At 60.2% G+C, this 26,082-nt stretch carries 24 protein-coding genes, 2 tRNA genes and 1 rRNA gene; 17 read left to right on the top strand and 10 right to left on the bottom strand.

Annotated features, from left to right (window positions below; genetic code table 11):
• Position 1: 1 nt before the first annotated feature.
• The 6 genes from CXQ81_RS29870 (at position 2) to trpE (ending at position 6,489) form a co-directional block, all read left to right on the top strand.
• Positions 2 to 1,249, top strand: coding sequence for an ABC transporter permease (locus CXQ81_RS29870; RefSeq protein ID WP_007926153.1), 1,248 nt, complete (start codon positions 2 to 4; stop codon positions 1,247 to 1,249).
• Positions 1,250 to 1,262: 13 nt separating this feature from the next.
• On the top strand, positions 1,263 to 2,087 hold the full coding sequence (locus CXQ81_RS29865; protein WP_007926154.1) for an ABC transporter permease: 825 nt from the start codon (positions 1,263 to 1,265) through the stop codon (positions 2,085 to 2,087).
• Between the two features lie 132 nt (positions 2,088 to 2,219).
• The gene (locus CXQ81_RS29860; RefSeq protein ID WP_101339270.1) at positions 2,220 to 3,368 is read left to right on the top strand and encodes an iron-containing alcohol dehydrogenase; all 1,149 of its coding nucleotides are present in this window, start codon (positions 2,220 to 2,222) and stop codon (positions 3,366 to 3,368) included.
• Positions 3,369 to 3,447: 79 nt separating this feature from the next.
• The gene (gene rpe, locus CXQ81_RS29855; RefSeq protein WP_007926156.1) at positions 3,448 to 4,122 is read left to right on the top strand and encodes a ribulose-phosphate 3-epimerase; all 675 of its coding nucleotides are present in this window, start codon (positions 3,448 to 3,450) and stop codon (positions 4,120 to 4,122) included.
• Positions 4,119 to 4,937: a phosphoglycolate phosphatase gene (locus CXQ81_RS29850; RefSeq protein WP_101339269.1), complete on the top strand. Its 819-nt coding sequence runs from the start codon at positions 4,119 to 4,121 to the stop codon at positions 4,935 to 4,937. The genes rpe and CXQ81_RS29850 overlap by 4 nt, the downstream gene beginning before the upstream one ends.
• Before the next feature lie 70 nt (positions 4,938 to 5,007).
• Entirely contained in the window at positions 5,008 to 6,489 is a 1,482-nt protein-coding gene (gene trpE, locus CXQ81_RS29845; RefSeq protein ID WP_101339268.1) for an anthranilate synthase component I, read from the top strand.
• Positions 6,490 to 6,558: 69 nt separating this feature from the next.
• On the opposite strand, the gene estP is transcribed toward trpE, so the two are convergent.
• On the bottom strand, positions 6,559 to 8,469 hold the full coding sequence (gene estP / locus CXQ81_RS29840) for an esterase EstP (RefSeq protein ID WP_101339267.1): 1,911 nt from the start codon (positions 8,467 to 8,469) through the stop codon (positions 6,559 to 6,561).
• A gap of 408 nt (positions 8,470 to 8,877) precedes the next feature.
• Between estP and CXQ81_RS29835 the strand changes: the two genes are divergently transcribed.
• From CXQ81_RS29835 to CXQ81_RS29820, 4 genes are all read left to right on the top strand, one after another.
• Positions 8,878 to 9,471 (top strand): aminodeoxychorismate/anthranilate synthase component II, encoded by a 594-nt coding sequence (locus CXQ81_RS29835; protein WP_007930170.1) that lies wholly within the window; start codon positions 8,878 to 8,880, stop codon positions 9,469 to 9,471.
• Between the two features lie 9 nt (positions 9,472 to 9,480).
• On the top strand, positions 9,481 to 10,530 hold the full coding sequence (trpD, locus tag CXQ81_RS29830; protein WP_007930171.1) for an anthranilate phosphoribosyltransferase: 1,050 nt from the start codon (positions 9,481 to 9,483) through the stop codon (positions 10,528 to 10,530).
• Positions 10,527 to 11,363, top strand: coding sequence for an indole-3-glycerol phosphate synthase TrpC (gene trpC / locus CXQ81_RS29825; protein ID WP_101339266.1), 837 nt, complete (start codon positions 10,527 to 10,529; stop codon positions 11,361 to 11,363). Before trpD ends, trpC begins: the two co-directional genes overlap by 4 nt.
• 67 nt (positions 11,364 to 11,430) lie before the next feature.
• Complete coding sequence (locus CXQ81_RS29820) at positions 11,431 to 12,132, top strand: lipoate--protein ligase family protein (protein WP_101339265.1); 702 nt, start codon at positions 11,431 to 11,433, stop codon at positions 12,130 to 12,132.
• Here CXQ81_RS29820 and crp read toward each other — a convergent pair.
• Entirely contained in the window at positions 12,129 to 12,773 is a 645-nt protein-coding gene (gene crp, locus CXQ81_RS29815) for a cAMP-activated global transcriptional regulator CRP (protein WP_007930174.1), read from the bottom strand. The two genes, CXQ81_RS29820 and crp, sit on opposite strands and share 4 nt — an antisense overlap.
• Before the next feature lie 236 nt (positions 12,774 to 13,009).
• Here crp and CXQ81_RS29810 point away from each other — a divergent pair, with 236 nt between their 5' ends.
• Positions 13,010 to 13,432 (top strand): OsmC family protein, encoded by a 423-nt coding sequence (locus CXQ81_RS29810; protein ID WP_007930176.1) that lies wholly within the window; start codon positions 13,010 to 13,012, stop codon positions 13,430 to 13,432.
• 82 nt (positions 13,433 to 13,514) lie between these two features.
• On the opposite strand, the gene coq7 is transcribed toward CXQ81_RS29810, so the two are convergent.
• The 6 genes from coq7 to hemJ form a co-directional block, all read right to left on the bottom strand.
• Entirely contained in the window at positions 13,515 to 14,162 is a 648-nt protein-coding gene (coq7, locus tag CXQ81_RS29805) for a 2-polyprenyl-3-methyl-6-methoxy-1,4-benzoquinone monooxygenase (RefSeq protein ID WP_007930179.1), read from the bottom strand.
• A 125-nt stretch (positions 14,163 to 14,287) separates the two neighbouring features.
• Positions 14,288 to 14,626 (bottom strand): histidine triad nucleotide-binding protein, encoded by a 339-nt coding sequence (locus CXQ81_RS29800; protein WP_007930180.1) that lies wholly within the window; start codon positions 14,624 to 14,626, stop codon positions 14,288 to 14,290.
• Between the two features lie 79 nt (positions 14,627 to 14,705).
• Positions 14,706 to 15,494 carry an SDR family oxidoreductase gene (locus CXQ81_RS29795; RefSeq protein WP_007930181.1) on the bottom strand — a complete coding sequence of 263 codons (789 nt, stop codon included), beginning with the start codon at positions 15,492 to 15,494 and terminating at the stop codon, positions 14,706 to 14,708.
• Positions 15,495 to 15,623: 129 nt separating this feature from the next.
• Complete coding sequence (locus CXQ81_RS29790; RefSeq protein WP_101339264.1) at positions 15,624 to 16,499, bottom strand: DUF805 domain-containing protein; 876 nt, start codon at positions 16,497 to 16,499, stop codon at positions 15,624 to 15,626.
• 92 nt (positions 16,500 to 16,591) lie between these two features.
• Positions 16,592 to 17,560, bottom strand: coding sequence for a nitronate monooxygenase family protein (locus CXQ81_RS29785; protein WP_009051135.1), 969 nt, complete (start codon positions 17,558 to 17,560; stop codon positions 16,592 to 16,594).
• 35 nt (positions 17,561 to 17,595) lie between these two features.
• The gene (gene hemJ / locus CXQ81_RS29780) at positions 17,596 to 18,027 is read right to left on the bottom strand and encodes a protoporphyrinogen oxidase HemJ (RefSeq protein WP_007930191.1); all 432 of its coding nucleotides are present in this window, start codon (positions 18,025 to 18,027) and stop codon (positions 17,596 to 17,598) included.
• A gap of 134 nt (positions 18,028 to 18,161) precedes the next feature.
• Between hemJ and argC the strand changes: the two genes are divergently transcribed.
• Positions 18,162 to 19,196 carry an N-acetyl-gamma-glutamyl-phosphate reductase gene (gene argC, locus CXQ81_RS29775; protein ID WP_101339263.1) on the top strand — a complete coding sequence of 345 codons (1,035 nt, stop codon included), beginning with the start codon at positions 18,162 to 18,164 and terminating at the stop codon, positions 19,194 to 19,196.
• Between the two features lie 167 nt (positions 19,197 to 19,363).
• Positions 19,364 to 19,714, top strand: a complete 351-nt coding sequence (erpA, locus tag CXQ81_RS29770) for an iron-sulfur cluster insertion protein ErpA (RefSeq protein WP_007906865.1) — start codon at positions 19,364 to 19,366, stop codon at positions 19,712 to 19,714.
• 67 nt (positions 19,715 to 19,781) lie between these two features.
• Here erpA and CXQ81_RS29765 read toward each other — a convergent pair whose 3' ends face one another.
• Together CXQ81_RS29765 and CXQ81_RS29760 are read right to left on the bottom strand one after the other, a co-directional pair.
• Entirely contained in the window at positions 19,782 to 20,873 is a 1,092-nt protein-coding gene (locus CXQ81_RS29765; RefSeq protein ID WP_101339262.1) for an anhydro-N-acetylmuramic acid kinase, read from the bottom strand.
• A gap of 2 nt (positions 20,874 to 20,875) precedes the next feature.
• Positions 20,876 to 22,306: a peptidoglycan DD-metalloendopeptidase family protein gene (locus CXQ81_RS29760; protein WP_007930198.1), complete on the bottom strand. Its 1,431-nt coding sequence runs from the start codon at positions 22,304 to 22,306 to the stop codon at positions 20,876 to 20,878.
• A gap of 211 nt (positions 22,307 to 22,517) precedes the next feature.
• Between CXQ81_RS29760 and tyrS the strand changes: the two genes are divergently transcribed.
• From tyrS to CXQ81_RS29735, 4 genes are all read left to right on the top strand, one after another.
• Positions 22,518 to 23,717: a tyrosine--tRNA ligase gene (gene tyrS / locus CXQ81_RS29755; protein ID WP_009045857.1), complete on the top strand. Its 1,200-nt coding sequence runs from the start codon at positions 22,518 to 22,520 to the stop codon at positions 23,715 to 23,717.
• A 551-nt stretch (positions 23,718 to 24,268) separates the two neighbouring features.
• Positions 24,269 to 25,805: ribosomal RNA gene (locus tag CXQ81_RS29745) — 16S ribosomal RNA — on the top strand.
• A 65-nt stretch (positions 25,806 to 25,870) separates the two neighbouring features.
• Positions 25,871 to 25,947 (top strand) — tRNA-Ile (locus tag CXQ81_RS29740).
• A 26-nt stretch (positions 25,948 to 25,973) separates the two neighbouring features.
• A tRNA-Ala gene (locus CXQ81_RS29735) sits at positions 25,974 to 26,049 on the top strand.
• The last annotated feature ends 33 nt before the right edge of the window (positions 26,050 to 26,082 follow it).

Below are 26,082 nucleotides of genomic sequence, written 5' to 3'. Positions count from 1 at the left end.
CATGGCCATTAGCGTTCCCCTGAACGAGGTCACCAGCCCCAGCCTCAAGCAGCGCCTGGCGCGTGCCGAGCGGGTCAACCGCTGGAAAGCGCAAGCGTTGATCGCGCCGCTGGTGCTGTTCCTGCTGCTGGTGTTTCTCGTGCCTATCGCCGCGCTGCTGTACAAGAGCGTCGGTAACCCGGAAGTGGTCGAAGGCATGCCGCGCACTGTGGTCGCCGTGGCCGGTTGGGACGGACGCGGCCTGCCGGCCGAGCCGGTGTACAAGGCGCTGAGTGAAGACCTGGCCGAAGCGCGCAAGCAGCAAACCTTGGGCGATCTGTCCAAGCGACTGAACATGGAGTTGGCCGGCTATCGCAGCCTGCTGACCAAAACCGCCCGGGCCCTGCCGTTCAAGGAGGAACCGGCTTCCTATAAAGAAGCGCTGGAGGCCATCGACGAGCGTTGGGGCGACCCGGCCTACTGGCAGGCGGTACGCCGCAACACCAGCAACCTGACGCCGTTCTACCTGTTGGCCGCCGTCGACCATCGGATCGACGACCTGGGGGAGATCGCCCCGGCGACCCCTGACCAGGCCATCTACCTGGATATCTTCGCCCGGACTTTCTGGATGGGCCTGGTGATTACCGGTATCTGCCTGGTGCTGGCCTATCCCCTGGCTTACCTGCTGGCCAACCTGCCGGCGCGCCAGAGTAACCTGCTGATGATTCTGGTACTGCTGCCGTTCTGGACTTCGATCCTGGTGCGCGTGGCGGCGTGGATCGTGCTGCTGCAATCGGGCGGCCTGATCAACAGCGCGCTGATGGCCATGGGCGTGATCGACAAGCCGCTGGAACTGGTGTTCAACCGCACCGGGGTCTACATCTCCATGGTGCACATCCTGCTGCCGTTCATGATCCTGCCGATCTACAGCGTGATGAAAGGCATCTCGCCGACCTATATGCGTGCGGCGATTTCCCTCGGCTGCCACCCGTTCGCCAGCTTCTGGCGGGTGTATTTCCCGCAGACCTATGCCGGCGTCGGCGCCGGTTGCCTGCTGGTGTTCATCCTCGCCATCGGCTACTACATCACCCCGGCGTTGCTGGGCAGCCCGAACGACCAGATGGTCAGCTACTTCGTCGCCTTCTACACCAACACCAGCATCAACTGGGGCATGGCGACCGCGCTGGGCGGCCTGCTGCTGTTGGCGACCATCGTGCTGTATCTGATTTACAGCTGGCTGGTGGGCGCCAGTCGCCTGCGCCTGAGCTAAGGAGAGAATCGAAATGCTGAGCCCTTACATGTCGCCCGTCGAGCGGGTCTGGTTCTACAGCTTGCGGATTCTCTGCGGCGTGATCCTGTTGTTCCTGATCCTGCCGGTGCTGGTGATCATTCCGCTGTCGTTCAACTCGGGCAGCTTCCTGGTGTACCCGCTGCAAGGCTTCTCGCTGCAGTGGTATCACGACTTCTTCGGCTCGGCGGAATGGATGCGCGCCCTGAAGAACAGCATCATCGTCGCCCCAGCGGCCACGGTGCTGGCGATGGTTTTCGGCACGCTGGCGGCCATCGGCCTGACCCGCGGCGACTTCCCCGGCAAGGCGTTGGTGATGGCGCTGGTGATTTCGCCGATGGTGGTGCCGGTGGTGATCATCGGCGTGGCCAGCTACCTGTTCTTCGCGCCCCTGGGCATGGGCAACAGCTTCTTCTCGCTGATCATCGTCCACGCGGTACTAGGCGTGCCGTTCGTGATCATCACGGTCTCGGCCACCTTGCAGGGCTTCAACCAGAACCTGGTGCGGGCCGCGGCCAGCCTTGGCGCTTCGCCGCTGACGGCGTTCCGCCGGGTGACCCTGCCGTTGATCGCGCCGGGGGTGATCAGCGGCGCGCTGTTCGCCTTTGCCACCTCGTTCGATGAAGTGGTGGTCACGCTGTTTCTCGCCGGTCCCGAGCAAGCCACCTTGCCCCGGCAGATGTTCAGCGGTATCCGCGAAAACCTCAGCCCGACCATCGCTGCCGCGGCGACACTACTGATCGCATTCTCGGTGATTCTGCTGCTGACCCTGGAATGGCTGCGTGGCCGCAGCGAAAAACTGCGTACCGCTCCGGTCTGATCGCCACTGACAGATCGCTCCCGCGCCGGCCGTGGGGGCGATCTGCTCCGGCATTCATCGCTGAAATAGCAGACAACCCTCAATCCCCAGCTACTCTTGTGCCAGCTCCCACCTATATAAGAGGCCGCGCACATGAGTCTTTCCTCTTTCAAAATCGCCCACAAACTGCTCACCGGTTCTGCCGCGATCGAGCAACTGTCCACCGAACTGAGCCGCCTGGATGTCGATAACCCGCTGATTGTCACTGATGCCGCGCTGGTCAAGTCCGGTACCGTGGAGCTGGCACTGGCGCAACTGGGGGGGCGGGACTACGAGATTTTCGACCGGGTGCTGCCCGACCCGGAAATCGCCATCGTCGAAGACTGCATGCAGGTTTACTGCGAGGGTGGGCACGACGGGCTGATCGGCCTGGGCGGCGGCAGCGCCATCGATATCGCCAAAAGCGTCGCGGCCTACGCCGGTTATCACGGGGCACTGGAGGATCTGTTCGGGATCGAGCAGGTGCCGCGCAAGGGGCCGCCGCTGATTGCCATTCCCACCACGGCGGGCACCGGCTCCGAGGTGACTAATGTGGCAATTCTTTCGGACAAGGTCGCACAGCTGAAAAAGGGCATTGTCAGCGATTACCTGTTGCCGGATGTGGCGCTGGTCAGCCCGCAGATGACCCTGACCTGCCCGCGCAGTGTGACTGCCGCCAGCGGTGTCGATGCCCTGGTGCATGCCATCGAGTCGTATCTGTCGCTCAACGCCTCGCCCATCACCGACTCCCTGGCCCTTGGCGCCATCAAGCTGATCACCCAGGCGCTGCCCAAGGCATACGCCAATCCCGCCCACCTGCAGGCCCGCGAAGACATGGCCACCGCCAGCCTGATGGCCGGCATGGCCTTCGGCAACGCCGGGGTCGGCGCGGTGCATGCGCTGGCCTATCCGTTGGGCGGGCGCTTCAACATCGCCCATGGCGTCAGCAATGCCTTGCTGCTGCCGTACGTCATGACCTGGAACAAGATGGCCTGTGTCGAGCGCATGCAGGATATCGCCGAGGCCATGGGGGTGAAGACCGCTCATCTGAGCGCGGCCGAGGCTGCCGACAAGGCGGTCGAGGCCATGACCCAGCTCTGCGCCGCGGTGGAGATTCCCTCGGGGCTGCGCAGCTTCGGGGTGCCGGAGGAGGCCATTCCGTCCATGGCGGTGGAGGCCGCGGGGATCGAGCGCCTGATGCGCAACAACCCGCGCAAACTGAGCCCGGGCGATATAGAGAAGATCTATCGCGCGGCTTACTGATCATCGCGGTCACGGTGCGCGCGCCAAAGCATGAGGTATACAATGCGCGCCACCGTGATTCTGCTCAAAAAGGTGCGTCATGCAGCCCTTCGCAATTGCTCCGTCGATCCTCTCCGCCGATTTCGCCCGCCTGGGTGAGGAAGTGGACAATGTTCTCGCCGCTGGCGCCGATATCGTGCACTTCGATGTCATGGACAACCATTACGTACCCAACCTGACCATCGGTCCGATGGTCTGCGCTGCCCTGCGTAAGTACGGCATCACCGCGCCGATCGACGCCCACCTGATGGTGAGCCCGGTGGATCGCATCATCGGCGACTTCATCGAGGCCGGTGCGACTTACATCACCTTCCACCCGGAAGCCACGCTGCACGTCGACCGTTCCCTGCAGATGATTCGCGAAGGCGGCTGCAAGGCTGGCCTGGTGTTCAACCCGGCCACCCCGCTGGACGTGCTCAAGTACGTCATGGACAAGGTCGACATGGTCCTGCTGATGAGCGTCAACCCGGGTTTCGGTGGCCAGAAGTTCATTCCGGGTACCCTCGACAAGCTGCGTGAGGCCCGTGCCCTGATCGACGCTTCCGGTCGCGATATCCGCCTGGAAATCGACGGCGGGGTGAATGTGCACAACATTCGTGAAATCGCTGCCGCGGGTGCCGATACCTTCGTCGCGGGCTCGGCGATCTTCAATGCGCCGAACTACCGGGACGTGATCGAGAAGATGCGCGCCGAACTGGCGCTGGCCCGTCCATGAGCGGTTTCGAGCAGCTGTTCCCGGGGCGTCTGCCGCGGCTGGTGATGTTCGACCTGGATGGCACCCTGGTCGATTCGGTTCCCGACCTCGCGGCGGCCGTGGACGACATGCTGCTCAAACTGGGGCGCCCGCCCGCCGGTATCGAGGCGGTGCGCGAGTGGGTCGGCAACGGCGTGCAGATGCTGGTGCGCCGGGCCCTGGCCAACGACATCACGGCGCAGGGTGTCGACGATGTCGAGGCTGAGCGCGGGCTGGAGCTGTTCAACAATGCCTATGAGGATGGCCACGAACTGACCGTGGTCTACCCTGGCGTGCGCGACACCCTCAAATGGCTGCACAAGCAGGGTGTGGAAATGGCGCTGATCACCAACAAGCCGGAGCGTTTCGTCGCGCCCTTGCTGGATCAGATGAAGATCGGCCGTTATTTCCGCTGGATCATCGGTGGCGATACCCTGCCGCAGAAGAAACCCGACCCGGCAGCGCTGTTCTTCGTCATGAAAATGGCCAGTATCCCGGCCTCGCAATCGTTGTTCGTCGGTGACTCGCGCAGCGACGTGCAGGCGGCGAAAGCCGCGGGTGTGAAGTGCGTGGCATTGAGCTATGGCTACAACCACGGACGGCCGATTGCCGAGGAAATGCCGGCCCTGGTGATCGACGATCTGCGCCAGCTAATTCCCGGTTGCCTGGATCCGGCCGCTGAGATAACGTTGCCCGACGCTGTTCAATCCCCTCCTGGAAACGCCATCGTGGTGGTCACTCGCAAACTCTGGATGAAAGTCATCAAGGCCCTGGCCCGCTGGCGTTGGCGCGCCTGACTTGTTCCTGGCCGGTCTTCCGGCGCGTTTGCATACCTGACTGTCAGAACCTCAAGCCACGAGGCACCTCATGATCCGCGAAGAATTCCTGCGTTTGGCCGCTGCCGGCTACAACCGCATCCCGCTTGCCTGCGAAACCCTGGCCGACTTCGACACGCCGCTGTCGATCTACCTGAAACTGGCCGACCAGCCCAACTCCTACCTGCTGGAGTCGGTGCAGGGCGGCGAGAAGTGGGGCCGTTATTCGATCATCGGCTTGCCCTGCCGCACCGTGCTGCGGGTGCATGACCATCACGTCAGCATTACCGTCGATGGCGTCGAGACCGAAAGCCATGACGTGGCCGATCCGCTGGCGTTCGTCGAAGAGTTCAAGGCGCGCTACCAGGTGCCGACCATCGTGGGCCTGCCGCGCTTCAATGGTGGCCTGGTCGGCTACTTCGGTTACGACTGTGTGCGTTATGTGGAGAAGCGCCTGGGCAAATGTCCGAACCCGGATCCGATCGGTGTGCCGGATATCCTGCTGATGGTCTCCGACGCCGTGGTGGTGTTCGATAACCTCGCCGGCAAGATGCACGCCATCGTCCTCGCTGACCCGTCCCGGGACGATGCCTTCGAGCAAGGCCAGGCACGCCTGCAAGCGTTGCTGGAGAAGCTGCGCCAGCCCATCACCCCGCGTCCTGGCCTGGACTTCAGCAAGCAGCAGGCGGCCGACCCGGTGTTCCGCTCCAGTTTCACCCAGGGTGACTACGAGCGCGCCGTCGATACCATCAAGGAGTACATCCTGGCGGGCGACTGCATGCAGGTGGTGCCGTCGCAGCGCATGTCCATCGATTTCAAGGCGGCGCCGATCGACTTGTATCGCGCCCTGCGTTGCTTCAATCCGACGCCTTACATGTACTTCTTCAACTTCGGCGACTTCCATGTGGTCGGCAGTTCGCCGGAAGTGCTGGTGCGGGTCGAAGACAACCTGATCACCGTTCGCCCGATCGCCGGCACCCGTCCACGCGGCGCCAGCGAAGAGGCGGATCTGGCACTGGAGAAGGACCTGTTGTGCGATGACAAGGAAATCGCCGAACACCTGATGCTGATCGACCTGGGGCGCAACGACACCGGGCGGGTTTCCGAGATCGGTTCGGTGAAGCTCACCGAGAAGATGGTGATCGAGCGTTATTCCAACGTGATGCACATCGTTTCCAACGTCACTGGCCAGTTGAAGGCCGGACTGACCGCGATGGACGCGCTGCGGGCGATTCTGCCAGCGGGCACCTTGTCCGGCGCGCCGAAGATCCGCGCGATGGAAATCATCGACGAGCTGGAGCCGGTCAAGCGTGGTGTGTATGGCGGGGCGGTGGGGTATTTCGCCTGGAACGGCAACATGGACACCGCCATCGCCATTCGTACGGCGGTGATCAAGGACGGCGAGCTGCATGTGCAGGCCGGTGGCGGTATCGTCGCCGACTCGGTGCCTGCGCTGGAATGGGAAGAAACCCTGAACAAGCGTCGCGCGATGTTCCGCGCGGTGGCCTTGGCTGAGCAGGCGCCCGATAGCTGAGTCGGACAACGAGCCATAAAAAACGCTGCCTCCTCACGGGGGGCAGCGTTTTTTATTGCCTGCTCTCTACTAGAAGTCGAGGCTGACCCCGACGTTGATGCCTTGCTGGGTGAAGTCATCGTCCTTGCGGATGTTGTAGCTGGCGCGCAAGGCCAGGTCCTGGGTGAGCTTGTGGCTGACTCCGAGGTTCAGGCGGTTGAGGTTGGTCTGCGGGGTATAGCCTTCGAGGGTGTAGCGGTTATCCGGCAGGCTGTTGAGGGCCATGGTCAGCTTCTGGGTATCGTCCTCGTATTCCTTTTCGTGGGCGATTTCGCCGAACACCTGGGTTTGCCGGGTGATCTGGTACTTACCCTGCAGGCCGATGCCCAGGCGCCGCGACGTGCGTTTCTGGTCATCGAAGGTCAGCGCGGTGGAGTCGTTGCCGTCCTCGGAGTAGCCGTCGACCTTGACCCGCGCATAGTCGGCGCTGATGAACGGCGACAGGTGCCACGGGCTGCTGGCCTGCTGCGCGATGTCGTAGCCCAGGCGAGCGCTGAAGGCCAGGACATCGCCGCTGGTGTCGCCTTTTTCCCCGCGCTCGTTGGGCCCCAGGTCGAATTTGCGCTTGAGGTTGTCGTAGTCCAGGTGCCCGGCGGTGGCTGCCGCGTCGGCCCACCAGCGGTTTTGCTGGTACTGGACGAAGGCGGTGCCCAGGTAGGTGTTGAGTTTGTAGTCCGAGTCGTTGCTGCCCGCTTCGAGCTTCTGCCGATAGGCGCCGGCCAGCACGCCGACTCGCCAGGCCTCGTCGAGCCGGTAGCTGCCGCCGATGTTCAGGTTGAGGCCGTTGCCGTCGGCGCTGGCGCCGCTGCGCTGGCTGTCGAAGTCCTGGTGCTGGCCGCCCGCGGCGACAATCGCCCGCCATTGACCCACGCCCTGCCAGTTTTCCCAGTCGGCCTGCCACTGGTTGCGCAGCTCATCCTGATGCGCGCGCAGGGTGCCCTGGGCCATTTCCGGGAGCAGGGTTATTTCCCAGGGTGCCGCCAGCAGGGAGTAAGCGTAATCGGCGATCAGCCGCTGGCCGGCTTCGGTGGGGTGGACCCCGTCGTTGTAGATCAGCTTGCTCGGGTCCGGCGTGGCGCTGTGGATGCCATAACGGGCGTTTTCCGTGCAGCCATCGCCGCTGAAACAGGTGGCGGTGAGGTTCTGGTCGGTGGCCAGGCCAAACTGTGCCGGGTTGGCGAAGCTTTCTTTCAAGAGCGCGGGAATATTGAGAGGAATGACTTGCGCATCGACCGTCTGCAGCTGCCGGACCAGCTCGGTGTTGAATTGGGCGCTGAGCTGGGAAGTGAATTCCTGCAGTGGGCCGCCGTTGATCTTCGGGGTCAGGCCGATATCCGGCAGCAGCCAGACCATGATGTAGCGGGCGCCGGCCTGTTGCAGGGCTTGCAGGCTGTCGACCAGACGACCGGCCGCGGCGTTGGCCTGGTTGAAACTGGTGATGTAGCCTTGGAGGAAGTCATTGCCGCCGCCCGTCAGGTAATACAAGGCGTTTGGATCGGCGCGGAAATTGTTGGTCGGCAGATAGCCGGGACGGCTACGGTCGCCGGTGGCCGAGGTGGTGGTAATCGAATTGAGAATCTGGTCGGTGCGATGACCGCCGACCGCCCAGTTATTGCCGTCAGGCAGGCCTTCGCTGGCGCGGGTGGATGAGGTCGAGGCGGCGAGCTGGTCGTCGGAGAAGCCCAGCTTGGCACCGAGCAATTGCGTCGAGTTGGCGGAACGAACTTCCCCGCTGCCATCCAGATAGACCGGGCCTGTGCGGTTGGTGAAACGTTGGGTGGCTCCCGCGGGGCCGCCGGGATCGACGAACTGCCCGGCATCGCTGAGGCTGTCGCCGAACACGATAAAGCTGGAATAGGGGACGGGGGCTGCGATCGCTTGAGCGCAGGCCAAAGACAAAAGACTGCTGGTGAGTGGTGCGAACAACGTCTTTCTGATCATGAGCAAGTCCGTTTTATTTATTGTTGTAGAGAACGAAACGACAGTACCAAAAACTTTTGCGTTTCAGCTATGGCGATAAGCCATATCGCTTGTTTATCCGGGCTCGGGCCCCGCCATATTGCACCCTCTGCTCAGCTAAGTTACTGTGCCTGAACGTATGAATGAGACCTTCCCCGTGTTGATCGTCAGCAAACTCTTGATGCGAGTTGTTAAGGCACACGCCCGTTGGCGTTGGCGCGCCTAACTTTTCTCTGCCGGCCCGGCCGGACCTGTACCGTTTTGCCTTCTTTACCCCTGTTCGACTCCGCTTGTGCTGGTTGAGTGATTGCAACCTCCGGCGGGCCTGCCAGCGGGCAATCCACTGAAGGCTGTATTAAAAGTCAGTGAATTCAAGAGGTTGTAATCCCCATGTTGCTGATGATCGATAACTACGACTCCTTTACCTATAACGTTGTGCAATACCTTGGCGAGCTGGGTGCCGAGGTCAAGGTGGTGCGCAACGACGAACTGACCGTGGCTGAAATCGAAGCGCTCAACCCTGAGCGGATCGTCGTGTCGCCCGGTCCTTGCACGCCGACCGAAGCCGGTGTGTCCATCGAAGCGATCAAGCATTTCGCCGGCAAACTGCCGATCCTGGGTGTCTGTCTGGGCCACCAGTCCATTGGCCAGGCCTTTGGCGGCGATGTGGTGCGCGCGCGGCAGGTGATGCACGGTAAGACTAGCCCGGTATTTCACCAGGACAAGGGCGTATTCGCCGGTCTGAACCATCCGTTGACCGTGACCCGTTACCATTCCCTGGTGGTCAAGCACGATACGTTGCCGGATTGCCTCGAACTGACCGCCTGGACCCAACTGGAAGACGGTTCCGTCGACGAGATCATGGGGCTGCGCCACAAGACGCTGAACATCGAGGGTGTGCAGTTTCACCCCGAGTCTATTCTCACCGAGCAGGGCCACGAGCTGTTCGCCAACTTCCTCAAACAGAGCGGCGGCACGCGCTAAGGACTTTCCATGGATATCAAGACTGCCCTGAGCCGTATCGTCGGCCACCTCGATCTGAGCACCGATGAAATGCGCCAGGTCATGCGTGAAATCATGACCGGCCAGTGCACCGATGCACAGATTGGCGCCTTCATGATGGCCATGCGTATGAAAAGCGAAAGCATCGACGAAATCGTTGGCGCTGTTTCGGTCATGCGCGAGCTGGCGGACAAGGTCGAGCTGAAAACCCTCGACGGTGTGGTCGATGTGGTCGGCACCGGCGGTGATGGTGCGAACATCTTCAACGTGTCCACAGCTTCTTCCTTTGTAGTCGCCGCAGCCGGTTGCACGGTGGCCAAGCACGGCAACCGCGCGGTGTCCGGGAAAAGCGGCAGTGCCGACCTGCTCGAATCCGCCGGTATCTACCTGAACCTGACGCCGGTACAGGTCGCCCGCTGTATCGACAACGTCGGTATCGGTTTCATGTTCGCCCAGTCCCATCACGGTGCCATGAAGTACGCCGCTGGCCCGCGTCGCGATCTCGGCCTGCGCACCCTGTTCAACATGCTTGGCCCGCTTACGAATCCGGCCGGCGTGAAACATCAGGTGGTGGGTGTGTTCACTCAGGCGTTGTGCCGGCCGTTGGCCGAGGTTTTGCAACGCCTGGGCAGCAAGCATGTGCTGGTTGTGCACTCTCAGGATGGCCTGGATGAATTCAGCCTCGCCGCGCCGACCTTCGTTGCTGAGCTGAAGGACGACCAGATCACTGAGTATTGGGTGCAGCCCGAAGACCTCGGCATGAAGAGCCAGAGCCTGTTCGGCCTGGTGGTCGAAAGCCCGGCGGCATCGCTCGAGCTGATTCGCGATGCCTTGGGGCGGCGCAAGACCGAGCATGGGCAGAAGGCAGCGGAAATGATCGTGCTCAATGCCGGTGCCGCGCTCTATGCCGCGGACCATGCCAGCAGCCTGAAAGAGGGTGTGGCCCTGGCCCATGATGCTTTGCACACTGGGCTGGCTCGCGAGAAGCTTGAGGAGTTGGGCGCCTTTACCGCGGTATTCAAGCAGGAGAATGAAGGATGAGTGTGCCGACGGTTCTGGAAAAAATCCTCGCCCGCAAGGTCGAGGAAGTGGCTGAGCGTAGCGCACGAGTAAGCCTGGCCGAACTCGAAGGCCTGGCCCGTGCCGCGGATGCGCCGCGCGGCTTTGCCAAGGCGCTGCTCGACCAGGCCAGGCTCAAGCAGCCGGCGGTGATCGCCGAAATCAAGAAAGCCTCGCCGAGCAAAGGCGTGATCCGTGAGCATTTCGTGCCGGCAGAGATCGCCAAGAGCTATGAGAAGGGCGGCGCGACCTGCCTGTCGGTACTCACTGATATCGATTACTTCCAGGGCGCCGACGCCTATCTGCAACAGGCGCGTGCCGCCTGTTCGCTGCCGGTGATTCGCAAGGACTTCATGATCGATCCGTACCAGATCGTCGAAGCCCGCGCCTTGGGGGCCGACTGCGTGCTGTTGATCGTGGCTGCGCTGGATGATGCCAGGATGGCCGAACTGGCCGCCGTGGCCAAAGGCGTGGGTCTCGATGTGCTGGTCGAAGTGCATGATGGCAACGAGCTGGAGCGTGCCCTGAAAACCCTCGACACGCCGCTGGTGGGCATCAACAACCGTAACCTGCACACCTTCGAGGTCAATCTGGAGACCACCCTCGATCTGTTGCCGCAGATTCCGCGCGATCGTCTGGTGATCACCGAGAGCGGCATCCTCAACCGGGCCGATGTCGAGTTGATGGAAATCAGCGACGTCTACTCCTTCCTGGTGGGCGAGGCCTTTATGCGGGCCGAGAGCCCAGGCCTGGAACTGCAACGCCTGTTCTTCCCGGAACGTGGCGTGCCGGTGAGCGGTTCGACCCTGGACTGAACCTGAGTTGATGAAGAAGCCGGCGCTGCCGGCTTTTTTATACCTATCGCAAAGGACCTTTACTGCCATGACCCAGCCCCTTTCCCTGACCGTCGAAGCCGGCCTGCAGGCCGAACAGGATCTGCTCGCCCAGGTATGCAGCGGTGACCAGGAGTACGGCCTGTTGTTCTGGCAACCGAGCGACAGAGCACTGGTGATGCCGCGACGCTTGAGCCGTTTGCCGGGGTTCGAGCAGGCCTGCGACGCGCTGGCCGCCAGTGGCTGGCCGGTGTTGCTGCGAGAAACCGGCGGGGAGCCGGTGCCGCAATCGGCAGCGACGGTCAATATCGCGCTGGTTTATGCGCCGCCTCGCAGCGAGGGTGATCAGAATCGGATCGAAACCGGCTATCGCCGTTTGTGCCAGCCGATCTGCGACCTGCTTTCCGAGCTGGGAGGCGAGCCCTCCCTGGGTGAAGTCGAGGGCGCTTTCTGCGATGGCCGGTTCAACGTCAATCTCAACGGGCGCAAGATGGTCGGCACCGCCCAGCGTTGGCGCCAGAGCAAGGGTGGGACGCGTCCGGTTGGATTGGTGCATGGCGCGCTGTTGCTGGATGACGAGCGGGAAACCATGGTGGCGGCGGTCAATCGTTTCAATCAGGCCTGTGGCCTGGAGCAGCGTTGCCACGCCGAGAGCCATATCGCCTTGCATGAGGCATTTACAGCGCCGAATGTCATCGAGCGCCTGGATACCTTGTACCGGCAGATGCTGGCGCAGTTCCTGCCGCTCTAACGGGTGCCGAACACCACCATGGTCTTGCCTTTGACATGGACCAGGTTGCGTTCTTCGAGGTCCTTGAGCACCCGGCCGACCATCTCCCTTGAGCAGCCGACGATCCGCCCGATTTCCTGGCGAGTCACCTTGATCTGCATGCCGTCCGGATGGGTCATGGCATCTGGCTGCTTGCACAGTTCGAGCAGGCAGCGGGCCACTCGCCCGGTGACATCGAAGAACGCCAGGTCGCCGACCTTGCGGGTAGTGTTGCGCAGGCGTTGGGCGATCTGGCCGCTGAGCACGTACAGAATGTCCGGGTCCTGTTGAGACAGCTCACGGAATTTTGCATAGCTGATCTCCGCGACTTCACATTCGACCTTGGCCCGTACCCAGGCGCTGCGTTGCTGCTCATGCCCGGCTTGTTCGAACAGGCCCAGCTCGCCGAAAAAATCCCCGGCATTGAGGTAGGCGATGATCATTTCCCGACCGTCGTCATCTTCGATCAGGATGGTGACCGAGCCTTTGACGATGAAGAACAGCGTGTCCGACTGGTCGCCGGCGCAGATGATGTTGCTCTTGGCCTGATAACGGCGGCGCTGGCAGTGCATCAACAGCTTGTCGAGGTTCTTGATCTTGGGTGTAGGGGCAAGAGCAACCATGGTTGTATCCCGAAAAGACAGCACGGTGTGATTTGGTTTTTTTATGGGGCGGTCAAGCTGGATCGCCAATAGCTGGCAATGCGCCAGTGATTTGGCGCCAGCTTAACAGACGCTTCCTTTGGGTAATTAAGAATTTTCCTATCAGAACTGAGTGTGGCACCGGAACAGGCAAAGCGCTGCCATCCCGGGCCCCTGTGCTAAGCTGGCGACCCTTTTTTAACAGTGGAGTCTTGGCGATGAAGGCACGCATCCAATGGGCTGGCGAAGCCATGTTCCTCGGGGAATCGGGCAGCGGTCATGTGGTGGTAATGGATGGCCCGCCGGAAGCCGGTGGTCGTAACCTGGGCGTGCGCCCGATGGAAATGCTCCTGCTCGGCGTAGGCGGTTGCAGCAACTTCGACGTGGTCAGCATCCTGAAGAAATCCCGCCAGGCTGTCGAAAGTTGCGAAGCCTTCCTCGACGCCGAGCGTGCGACAGAGGATCCCAAGGTCTTCACCAAGATCCACATGCACTTCGTGGTCAAGGGCCGCGGGTTGAAAGAAGCCCAGGTCAAGCGCGCCATCGAGCTGTCGGCGGAAAAATACTGCTCGGCATCGATCATGCTCGGTACGGCCGGGGTTGCCATCACTCACGATTACGAAATCGTCGAGCTCGGTTGAGTCGCCATTCAACCCTTCTGAATTCGCGGCAAAAGAAAGGGCGCTGAAAAAGCGCCCTTTTTTTGCCTGCGATTTGTATCGCTCAGATCCGGTAAGTGCTTTTGGTCATGACCTTGGCCAGTAGGCTCATGCCGAATTTTACCGGCGCCGGGAAGCGGAATCCGCCCGCGTCCAGGGCGCTTTCGGCGTGTTGTTCTTCGTCGATGCGCATCTGCTCGAGAATCGCCCGGGATTTTTCGTCCTCGGCCGGCAATTGCTCAAGGTGTTCGTTGAGGTGTTTGCACACCTGATCTTCAGTGGCGGCCACGAAACCCAGGCTGACCTTGTCGCTGATCAGCCCGGCCACTGCGCCGATGCCGAACGACATGCCATAAAACAGTGGGTTGAGCACGCTGGTGTGGCTACCCAGTTGGTGAATGCGTTGCTCGCACCAGACCAGGTGATCGATTTCTTCTTCCGCGGCATGCTCCATGGCTGCGCGCACTTGCGGCAGCTTGGCGGTCAGTGCCTGGCCCTGGTACAGCGCCTGGGCGCAGACTTCGCCGGTATGGTTGATGCGCATCAGGCCGGCGACATGCTTGGTGTCCTCTTCGCTCATCTGCACGTCCGGCTGCACGATGGCAGGGGAAGGGCGATAAGGCTGGCCGCTGAAGGGCAGCAAGGTACGCATTGCCGCATCTGCCTGCAGCAGTAGACGGTCAATCGGCGAGTAGTGACGTTGGGTAGTCATGCTTACCTCCGGGAAGAATCACGGCGGCCAGTTTACCCCAATCGATGGGCTGAGGCCTGCGCTGGATCAGCACACTCTCGGCAAAAGCGGGCGAGAAGTGTGCTGTCGCGCATTCTGGATGGGGATCAGCCTGGCGGCCAGTGCATCTGGCGCTGACCCAGAACGTGCATGTGAATGTGATACACGGTCTGGCCGCCGAGCTCATTGCAGTTCATGACGACCCGGAAGCCTTCTTCGCAGCCCAGCTCCCTGGCCAGACGCTGGGCGGTGAACAGGATATGTCCGGCCAGCAGCTTGTCGTCTTCGGTCAGGTCATTGAGGGTGCGTACCGGCTTTTTCGGAACTACCAGGAAATGCACGGGGGCCTGTGGGGCGATATCGTGGAAGGCCAGAACCTGGTCGTCCTCATAGATGATCTTCGCCGGTATTTCCCGGTTGATGATCTTGGTGAACAGAGTATCCACAGCTGTTTCTCCGTTGTGTTGGTCCGGGCTGAGTGTACTCAGGCAAGCCGAGTGCGCCCAGCCTTAGATGGTTGCCAGGTCAGCGCGGGCAATAGGCTTTGTTGACGGCGCCGGAAATCTTGCGGGTCAGCCAGCGCGAACCCAGGCGCGGGCTGAACGCAAACCAGCGGTTGCGGCGGCCGGGGATGATAATGGCGCGATTCTTGTCCAGGGCGCGCACGGTGTACAGCGCGACTTCCTCCGGGCTCATCAGCAGTTTGCTGTCGTTAAGCTTGCTGGTGTTCAGCTGGGCGGTATCAAAGAAACCGGTACGGGTCGGGCCGGGGCAGAGCACGGAAACCTTTACTGCATTGTTTTTCAGCTCTTCGCGCAGGCCTTCGGAGAAGTGCAGTACATAGGCCTTGCTGGCGTAGTAGGTGCTCATCCAGGGGCCGGGATAGAAGCCGGCGATCGAGGCGACGTTGAGAATCTGCCCGCCGCCCTGCAAGGCCATGCTGTTGCCCAGGGCATGGCACAGCCGGGTAAGGGCCAGAATATTCACTTCGATCAGGTCCTGCTCGGTCATCCAGTCCTGGGCGAGGAAGGGGCCGCAGGTGCCGATGCCGGCGCAGTTCACCAATAGATCGATCTGCCGGTCGCCTTCCTCCAGCTCCAGCAGGAAACCCGAAAGCCGCAAAGGCTCGGACAGGTCGCAGGCTCGGAACAGCACCTCCACACCAAAGCGTTGGGTCAACTCGATGGCGATGCTTTCCAGCTGATCACGCTGACGGGCCACCAGGATCAGACTGCGGCCGCGCCGGGCCAGCGCTTCGGCCAGGGCCAGGCCTATGCCGCTGGAGGCGCCGGTGATCAGAGCGTAACGGGTCATGCGGTTCTCCATTGCAACGGCCGGTTGCCTGTGGGGAAAAGTCCCAGGCAGCGGCGCGTTAATTCAATCCGATAGTCTACAGGTGGCCGGGGCGGGCTTGCTGCTTTCACTGCTCCTGTTCTCGGCGCCCTAGACCGAGCTGAGACCACCGATGAAGGACAGCAGCAAAACGATTATCCACAGCGCGGCAAGTCCCTTGACCACTCCGCTGTTTGGCGGAGGCGGCGCGCCGTAACGATTGGCGCCGGTGTTGCCCGGCAGGATCGCCAGTAGCAGCGGAAACACTGCGTACACAAAAGGCAGCAAATTCAGCAGCCAGAGCCAACCCGACCAGCCCAGGTCATGCAGGCGCTGAACGGAAATGGTGATGTTCAGATAGGCGAAGGCCAGCGCTACGACGCCGAGGAAGATCATTCCCGTCACTTGCAGGCTGTTGCCGACCAGAGCCGCGGTCAGGAAGCCGCCGGCCAGGGTAGTCAGCAGGATCAGCACCAGGGTCCAGGCGAGATAGCGCAGGCGGCCGATGCGTCCTTCGACGGTGTAGAACTTCAGCTCGCCGAACTCGGGAAGGGGGTCGCCCACTGTGGCTTGAGGCGGGGTGTAGGGCGAAGTACCCGCGCCGGCCATGGGGTCTGGCGTCGGCGTAGGGGCCGGGCGTTGCCAGTCATTCGTCATGCTGGGTTCTGCCTGGGGTGAGGCTACAGAAGGCGAAGGGGCGGGGGCTGGTGCTGGGGGAGCAGGCTGAGGTGCAGGTTGGCTGGCGCCTGGGGCAAGATCCGGTTCGATGCGTGGGGCGATCCCGGCCTGGTTCAGCGCGGCGAGATAAATGTCCGCGTCCTGTTGGGAGAGGTCGCGCTTGAGGGTGATGTTTTGTCCCTTGAACAGAGGCTCGATCGCGGCGATATCGCTTTTGAACAGCTTGGCGATTTTCTGCTTGGCATGTTCGATGTCGACACCCGGAAGCAGAGCCCCGTCAAATACGATCTTGAAACGGTCTTGGCTCATGCAGGGCGTCCTTGTCGGCTATATAGAGAGGGCTTTCGCAGGGCGATAGTTTAAGGCCAGCCGTCCGTTGCTGGCCAAAAAACATCAGCGATTCAGCGCGGCCAGCGTTGCGGTAGCCGGGCGGCCAGTTCCTGCGCGGCACGGTATTCGGCGTCCAGACGGGCGACCAGTTGATCGACGCTCGGTAAGTCATCGATTTCACCGACGCCTTGTCCGGCGGACCACACGGTTTTCCAGGCTTTGGCTTCGTCGCTGAGCGGCTTGAGTTTCGAGCCGAAGTTGACTTCGCCTTTGCCCTGCAGGGCGGCAAGGTCGAAGCCTGCGTTTTCCAGGCTCTGGCGCATGAAGCTTGCCGGAACCCCGGAGACTGCCGCGGTGTGCACAATGTCGGCGGCCTTGGCGCTCAGCAGCATCTCCTTGTAGGCCTCCGGTGCATGGCTTTCCGTGGTGCCGATAAAACGCGTGCCGAAGTAGGCGAGGTCGGCGCCGAGCAACTGTGCGGCGAGGATCTCGTGGCCGTGGTTCAGGCAGCCAGCCAGCAGCAGCGTCTTGTCGAAGAACTGGCGGATTTCGGCGATCAGGGAGAACGGGCTCCAGGTCCCGGCGTGGCCACCGGCGCCGGCGGCTACGGCGATCAGGCCGTCGACCCCGGCCTCGGCGGCTTTTTCCGCGTGGCGCCGGGTGGTGACGTCATGGAAGACCAGGCCTCCATAGGCATGCACTGCATCGACCAGTTCCTTCACCGCCCCCAGGCTGGTGATGACGATAGGCACCTTGTGTTCGATGCAGATCGCCAGGTCGGCATTCAAGCGTGGATTGCTGTGATGCACGATCAAATTGACGGCATAGGGCGCAGGGTTTTCCAGGGTCGCAAGGCCAGCTTCGATTTCTTCCAGCCAGGCCTTGAAGCCACTGCTTTCACGCTGGTTGAGGGCAGGGAAGCTGCCGACCACACCGTTGCGGCAGCACGCCAGAACCAGTTGTGGGTTGGAAATCAGGAACATCGGCGCCGCCACGACAGGCAAGCGCAAGCGTTGTTCGAGCAGAGCGGGCAGCGACATTGGAAGTACCCCGAATAATGAACGGCTAGTAGGAATTAGAACGGCCGGACAACGACCAGAATTACGATAGCCAGCAATACCAGAACTGGCACTTCATTGAACCAGCGGTAAAAGACATGGCTGCGGGTGTTTTCTCCACGGGCAAAACGTTTCACCTGGGCGCCGCACATATGGTGGTAGCCAATCAGGATGACCACCAGGGTCAGCTTGGCATGCATCCAGCCGCCCTGGCCGAAGTAGGCGCTGGGGTTCAGGCTCAGCAGCCAGATACCGAAAATCAGCGTGGCAATCATCGCCGGGCCCATGATTCCGCGGTACAGCTTGCGCTCCATGATGCTGAAGCGTTCCTTGCTGATCGTGTCTTCGCTTTGAGCGTGATAAACGAACAGGCGTGGCAGGTAGAACAGACCGGCAAACCAGCAGACCAGACTGACGATGTGAAAGGCTTTGAGCCACAGATAGAGCATTTCGGTTATTCCCAGGTTCACGGTAGCGAAGATAGTAGTGGCAGGAGCGTCCGCACGTCACCTTGACGGTTGTCGCAGGGTCTTTCGGCCCCTATCATCGACGGCTTTCCAGTGGGTTCGTTGAGGGCAGGTTTATGGTCAAGGTCGGTATCGTCGGCGGCACGGGTTACACCGGTGTCGAACTGCTGCGTCTGTTGGCACAGCATCCGCAGGCTGAAGTGGTGGTCATCACTTCCCGATCCGAGGCAGGCCTTGCCGTCGCCGATATGTACCCGAACCTGCGAGGCCACTATGACGGCCTGGCATTCAGCGTTCCGGACATCAAGACCCTCGGTGCCTGCGATGTGGTGTTCTTCGCGACTCCGCACGGTGTTGCCCATGCCCTGGCGGGTGAGCTGCTGGCTGCCGGTACCAAGGTCATCGACCTGTCGGCGGACTTCCGTCTGCAGGACGCCGATGAGTGGGCCAAGTGGTACGGCCAGCCCCATGGGGCCCCTGAGTTGCTCGATGAAGCCGTCTATGGCCTGCCGGAAGTCAATCGCGAGCAGATCAAGAAGGCCCGCCTGATCGCTGTTCCGGGGTGCTACCCGACTGCTACCCAGCTCGGCTTCCTGCCACTGCTGGAGGCGGGGCTGGCCGACACTTCGCGGCTGATCGCCGACTGCAAGTCGGGTGTCAGCGGGGCGGGGCGGGGCGCTAGTGTCGGCTCCCTGTACTCCGAGACTTCGGAAAGCATAAAGGCCTATGCGGTCAAAGGTCATCGTCACCTGCCGGAGATTCGCCAGGGCCTGCGCCGTGCGGCGGGCAAGGATGTCGGCCTGACGTTCGTGCCGCACCTGACGCCGATGATCCGTGGCATTCACTCGACGCTCTATGCCACTGTCGTGGACAAGTCGGTGGACCTGCAGGCGCTGTTCGAGAAACGTTATGCCAACGAGCCGTTCGTGGATGTGATGCCGGCGGGCAGCCATCCGGAAACCCGCAGCGTGCGGGGCGCCAACGTATGCCGGATTGCCGTGCACCGTCCGCAGGATGGCGATCTGGTGGTCGTGTTGTCGGTGATCGACAACCTGGTCAAAGGCGCGTCGGGCCAGGCCGTACAGAACCTGAACATCCTGTTCGGTCTAGACGAGCGTCTGGGCCTGTCCCACGCCGGCATGCTGCCTTAAGGCGTCTGCCTGCTTCAGCAAAAGGCCCGTTACGGGCCTTTTTGCATTTCTGCGGTAAGCCCTGGGCTTATTGATATACCGTAACAATAGTTGACCGCTTTTCTGGGAGAAGCGGATAATGCGCGTCATCACGCATTATGGCGGCGTAACGCCGGGAGATAGTCAGCATGAGCGTCGAATCCTTCACCCCCACGGCTTTGCAATTCACCCACGGTGCCGCGCACAAGGTGAAGAGCCTGGTCGATGAAGAGGGTAATGATCGCTTGAAGCTGCGCGTATTCGTTACGGGCGGCGGTTGTTCAGGGTTTCAGTACGGCTTCACTTTCGATGAAGAAGTCGCGGATGACGACACCATCGTCGAGCGCGAAGGCGTCAGCCTGGTGGTCGATCCGATGAGCTTCCAGTATCTGGCAGGTGCCGAGGTGGATTATCAGGAAGGTCTGGAAGGTTCGCGTTTCGTGATCAAGAACCCGAATGCCACGACCACCTGCGGTTGCGGTTCTTCGTTCTCGATCTGATCGCTGAATAAGGTTTTACCAAGCGCCGCAGGGTTTTCGGGCTCTGCGGCGTTTTGCTGTCTGGCGATCAGGCGGGGTAGATCGCGCCCAGGATACGTAAGCCGCGGGCGCCAGTGACACTTGGGCGGTTGGCGGCTATGCCTTCCAAACAGCAGTGGGCCAGCCAGGCGAATGCCATGGCTTCAACCCAGTCCGGATCGACGCCGTGGGTGGCGGTACTGCTGACCTTGGTGTTAGGTAGCAGGCTGGACAGGCGATTCATCAAGGCCGAGTTGTGAGCGCCGCCGCCGCAGACCAGCAGCTCCTGGGTATCGGTCTGCGCCACCTGCAGCGACTCGACGATGGTCAGCGCGGTCAGCTCCAGGAGCGTTGCCTGTACGTTTTCGGGGGGCAAGGCTGGCAGGCGAGCCAGATGCTCCTGTAGCCACTCCAAGTTGAATACCTCGCGACCCGTACTCTTCGGGCCTTGAGTGGCAAAGAATGGGTCGCTGAGCAGAGCGTTCAGCAGCAGCGGCTCAACCTGACCGCTGGCAGCCCATTGGCCGTCGCGATCGTAGTTTTCTCCGCGCTGGGCATTGATCCAGGCATCCAGCAGGACGTTACCCGGGCCGCAGTCGAAGCCGGCAACCGGCTTGTCGCTCTCGATCAGGCTCAGGTTGCTGAAGCCGCCGACATTGAGGACCGCGCGCTTGCCGCAGCTTTGATCAAAGAGCGCTTCATGAAAGGCCGGTACCAGTGGAGCGCCCTGGCCGCCGGCGGCGACGTCGCGGCTGCGGAAGTCGCTGACCACCGTGATTCCGGTCAGCTCTGTCAGTAATGCCGGGTTGCCGATCTGGACCGTGAAGCCGCGGGCGGGCTCATGGCGGATGGTCTGGCCATGACTGCCAATGGCGCGGATGTCCGCGGGTTTCAGTTTCTGTTGGGCAAGTAGGCTATGAATACCCTGGGCGGCCAGTTTTACCCAGTTTTGCTGGGCGATGGCGGAGCGGGCGATTTCATCGGGACCGCTGGCGCACAAGCCAAGCAGCTCGGCGCGCAGGGATTCAGGCATGGGAATGTAATGCGTGGCGATCAGCCTGATCGCCGGTGTTTGCTCGATGAGTGCGATATCCAGGCCATCAAGACTGGTCCCGGACATCACACCTATATAGAGCGCCATGCTTAACGCTTGTTCGAAGCGAGCAGGGTGGCTTTTTCCTGATCCATCCGCGCCATCAGTGGCTGGCTTTGTTGCAGGAAGCGTGCGCGCTCCGCTTTGGCGATCGGATCGGCCATTGGCAGCTTCTGGCCCAGTGGATCGACGTGAACGCCGTTGACCTGGAACTCGTAATGCAAATGCGGGCCCGTGGAAAGCCCGGTGGTGCCGATGTAGCCGATCACCTGGCCCTGCTTGACGGTTCCGCCGGTCTTGACGCCTTTGGCGAAGCCTTGCATATGGCCGTACAGCGTGCGGTAAGCATTGCCGTGCTGGATGATCACGGTGTTGCCGTATCCGCCACGACGCCCGGCCAGGAGCACCTTGCCATCGCCGGCTGCCTTGATTGGCGTACCGCGAGGGGCTGCGTAGTCGACGCCTTTGTGAGCGCGGATCTTGTTCAGGATCGGGTGTTTGCGGCCCATGGAGAAGCGCGAACTGATACGTGCGAAGTCCACCGGCGTACGGATAAAGGCCTTGCGCATGCTATTGCCATCAGCGGTGTAATAACTGCTCATGCCTTGTTTGTTGGTGTAGCGCACCGCGGTGTAGGTCTTGCCACGGTTGGTGAAGCGGGCGGAGAGAATGTTGCGGGTACCCACGGCTTTACCATTGACGACGGTCTGTTCGTAGATCACGTCGAACTCGTCACCGGGGCGAATATCCTGGGCGAAGTCGATGTCGTAGCCAAAGACGTTGGCCATGTCCATCGTCAGACTGTGAGACAGGCCGGCACGTGCTGCGGATTGCGACAGCGAGCTGTTGATCACGCCATGAACGTAGGCCGTGCGCACCATGGGCTTGGCGGTGATACGGCTGAAGGCGAAGCCTTTTGGCCCTTTGGTCAGGGTGATGCTTTCCAGGTCATTGACCTTGCTGTGCAGATTGTTCAACTGGCCGTCCGGACCCAGTTCGAACTCAAGTTTCTGGCCGCGCTTCAACTGGGTGAACTGCTTGGCTTGCTTGTCGCTGGCCAACACGTCATGCACCGAAGTGGCAGGTAGGCCGACCTTCTCGAATAGCGTGGAAAGGGTGTCGCCCTTGGCAACAATGACTTCCCTGTGATTCGCTGCCTTCTTTTCTTCCGCCACGGCCGGAGCAGGCTGCTCTTGAGCGGTTTCAGTGGTTTTCGCAGTGTCTTCGGGGCTGTTTTCGATTTGTGCGAACGGGGACGCTACGGCTTCATTTGTGGCTTGTGCGGCGTCTGCGGCGTCTTGATCTTGTGTCAGTTGCTCGGCCGGGCTTTCCAGGTCGAGGCTCAGAGTTGTTCTTTTGGCTTCTACATCGCTGGAAGGGAATACCAGGAGCGCCAGGCTGAGGAGGGCGGCGATGCCACTTGCGGCGAGCAGGTGGGTCTTCGGATAAAGCGGCGGGGCTTTAGGCGGTTCTGTGGTCATAAGTAATTTTGACTTTGAAAAAGATGAATTGGAAAAGATGAATGACATGATGAAGATGAAATAACTGTATAAAATATAACCAAATCATCTGTTAAGCAAGCCTGTGGACGTCCTGTTCGCGGAAAGCCATCCGTACGCCGGGCAAAACTTGTAATTGGGCGCTGATCTTGTATGGTTGGTTCCCTTTGAATCTGAGCCTTGCGGGTCTGTTATGAAGTCGGTTGAAGAGCAGCTAGCGCTGATCAAACGTGGTGCAGAAGAGTTGTTGGTCGAGTCCGAGCTGATCGAAAAGCTCAAGCGCGGCCAACCGCTGCGTATTAAGGCTGGCTTCGACCCAACGGCGCCGGATTTGCACCTGGGTCATACCGTGCTTATTAATAAGCTGCGCCAGTTCCAGGATCTGGGTCATCAGGTGATCTTCCTGATCGGCGACTTCACTGGGATGATCGGTGATCCGAGTGGCAAGAGCGCAACTCGTCCGCCACTGACTCGCGAGCAGGTCCTCGAAAATGCCGAGACCTACAAGAGCCAGGTGTTCAAGATTCTCGACCCGGCGAAAACCGAGGTGGCCTTCAACTCCACCTGGATGGACAAGATGGGGCCTGCGGACTTCATTCGCCTGACTTCCCAGTACACCGTTGCTCGCATGCTCGAGCGTGACGACTTCGACAAGCGCTATTCCACCAATCAACCCATTGCCATTCACGAGTTCCTCTATCCGCTGGTTCAGGGTTATGACTCGGTGGCGCTGCGTGCCGATGTGGAGTTGGGCGGTACCGATCAGAAGTTCAATCTGTTGATGGGGCGTGAGCTGCAGCGCGGTTATGGTCAGGAAGCTCAGTGCATTCTGACGATGCCGTTGCTCGAGGGGTTGGACGGCGTCAAGAAGATGTCCAAGTCGCTGGGTAACTATGTAGGTATCCAGGAAGCGCCGGGTGTTATGTATAGCAAGCTGGTCTCCATTCCGGATGCGTTGATGTGGCGTTACTTCGAGCTGCTGAGCTTCCGCTCCATGGATGAGATTCTTTCCTTTAAGGCAGATGTCGAGGCGGGTGCGAATCCGCGGGATATCAAGATCAAGCTGGCTGAAGAAATCGTTGCGCGTTTCCATGGTGAGGAAGCTGCAGCGAATGCTCACCGTGCTGCGGGCAACCGCATGAAGGATGGTGAGCTGCCGGATGATCTGCCTGAGATCGAGCTGGCTGCTGCTGAAGATATGCCGATCGCGGCTGTCCTTAATAAGGCGGGCTTGGTAAAGAACTCGGCAATGGCGCGTGACCTGCTCGGTTCGGGTGGTGTGCGTATAGATGGTGAGGTTGTTGAGCGTTCCTTTATATGGGCTGTCGGCTCGACTCATGTTTGTCAGGCCGGAAAGAAGGCTTTTGCACGTATTACGCTTAAATCCGAATAAAACTGAAAATAGGTGTTGACGGCGAATTATATCTCTCTATAATTCGCCCCACTTCCGGCGCAGTCGAAACGGAAAACTCCTTGAGATTCAACGAGTTACGCGGTTTTCGGCAGTGGTTGCGCTTCAGTTCATCGAAGCCCGAAGGAGTTGATTCGGCAGTAAGTTTTCGCCGAGTTAACGATTCGATCTTCTCGGTCGAAAGCGGAGAAAAAGAGGTGTTGACAGCAGCGTGTAACGCTGTAGAATTCGCCTCCCGCTGACGAGAGATCGGAAGCGCAAGTGGTTGAAGTTGCAAAGGAAACTTTGAAAACTTCTTAAAATAACCGCTTGACAGATGCAGAGGCTGCTGTAGAATGCGCGCCTCGGTTGAGACGAAAGACTTAACCAACCGCTCTTTAACAACTGAATCAAGCAATTCGTGTGGGTGCTTGTGGAGTCAGACTGATAGTCAGAAAGATTATCAGCATCACAAGTTACTCCGCGAGAAATCAAAGATGTAACCAACGATTGCTGAGCCAAGTTTAGGGTTTTCTCAAAACCCAAAGATGTTTGAACTGAAGAGTTTGATCATGGCTCAGATTGAACGCTGGCGGCAGGCCTAACACATGCAAGTCGAGCGGTAGAGAGGTGCTTGCACCTCTTGAGAGCGGCGGACGGGTGAGTAATGCCTAGGAATCTGCCTGGTAGTGGGGGATAACGTTCGGAAACGGACGCTAATACCGCATACGTCCTACGGGAGAAAGCAGGGGACCTTCGGGCCTTGCGCTATCAGATGAGCCTAGGTCGGATTAGCTAGTTGGTGAGGTAATGGCTCACCAAGGCGACGATCCGTAACTGGTCTGAGAGGATGATCAGTCACACTGGAACTGAGACACGGTCCAGACTCCTACGGGAGGCAGCAGTGGGGAATATTGGACAATGGGCGAAAGCCTGATCCAGCCATGCCGCGTGTGTGAAGAAGGTCTTCGGATTGTAAAGCACTTTAAGTTGGGAGGAAGGGTACTTACCTAATACGTGAGTATTTTGACGTTACCGACAGAATAAGCACCGGCTAACTCTGTGCCAGCAGCCGCGGTAATACAGAGGGTGCAAGCGTTAATCGGAATTACTGGGCGTAAAGCGCGCGTAGGTGGTTCGTTAAGTTGGATGTGAAATCCCCGGGCTCAACCTGGGAACTGCATCCAAAACTGGCGAGCTAGAGTATGGTAGAGGGTGGTGGAATTTCCTGTGTAGCGGTGAAATGCGTAGATATAGGAAGGAACACCAGTGGCGAAGGCGACCACCTGGACTGATACTGACACTGAGGTGCGAAAGCGTGGGGAGCAAACAGGATTAGATACCCTGGTAGTCCACGCCGTAAACGATGTCAACTAGCCGTTGGGAGCCTTGAGCTCTTAGTGGCGCAGCTAACGCATTAAGTTGACCGCCTGGGGAGTACGGCCGCAAGGTTAAAACTCAAATGAATTGACGGGGGCCCGCACAAGCGGTGGAGCATGTGGTTTAATTCGAAGCAACGCGAAGAACCTTACCAGGCCTTGACATCCAATGAACTTTCCAGAGATGGATTGGTGCCTTCGGGAACATTGAGACAGGTGCTGCATGGCTGTCGTCAGCTCGTGTCGTGAGATGTTGGGTTAAGTCCCGTAACGAGCGCAACCCTTGTCCTTAGTTACCAGCACGTTATGGTGGGCACTCTAAGGAGACTGCCGGTGACAAACCGGAGGAAGGTGGGGATGACGTCAAGTCATCATGGCCCTTACGGCCTGGGCTACACACGTGCTACAATGGTCGGTACAGAGGGTTGCCAAGCCGCGAGGTGGAGCTAATCCCACAAAACCGATCGTAGTCCGGATCGCAGTCTGCAACTCGACTGCGTGAAGTCGGAATCGCTAGTAATCGCGAATCAGAATGTCGCGGTGAATACGTTCCCGGGCCTTGTACACACCGCCCGTCACACCATGGGAGTGGGTTGCACCAGAAGTAGCTAGTCTAACCTTCGGGAGGACGGTTACCACGGTGTGATTCATGACTGGGGTGAAGTCGTAACAAGGTAGCCGTAGGGGAACCTGCGGCTGGATCACCTCCTTAATCGACGACATCAGCTGCTTCATAAGCTCCCACACGAATTGCTTGATTCATTGAAGAAGACGATTGGGTCTGTAGCTCAGTTGGTTAGAGCGCACCCCTGATAAGGGTGAGGTCGGCAGTTCGAATCTGCCCAGACCCACCAATTACTGGTGCACCCTGTAGCGATACGGGGCCATAGCTCAGCTGGGAGAGCGCCTGCCTTGCACGCAGGAGGTCAGCGGTTCGATCCCGCTTGGCTCCACCATTACAGATTGGTGTCCATCGTTTAAAGCTTAGA

Source organism: Pseudomonas sp. 09C 129, assembly GCF_002843625.1.
Taxonomy (GTDB): Bacteria; Pseudomonadota; Gammaproteobacteria; order Pseudomonadales; family Pseudomonadaceae; genus Aquipseudomonas; species Aquipseudomonas chlororaphis.
The sequence above is the reverse complement of the archived record's forward strand: the minus strand, read 5'-3'. Positions and strand labels throughout refer to the sequence as shown.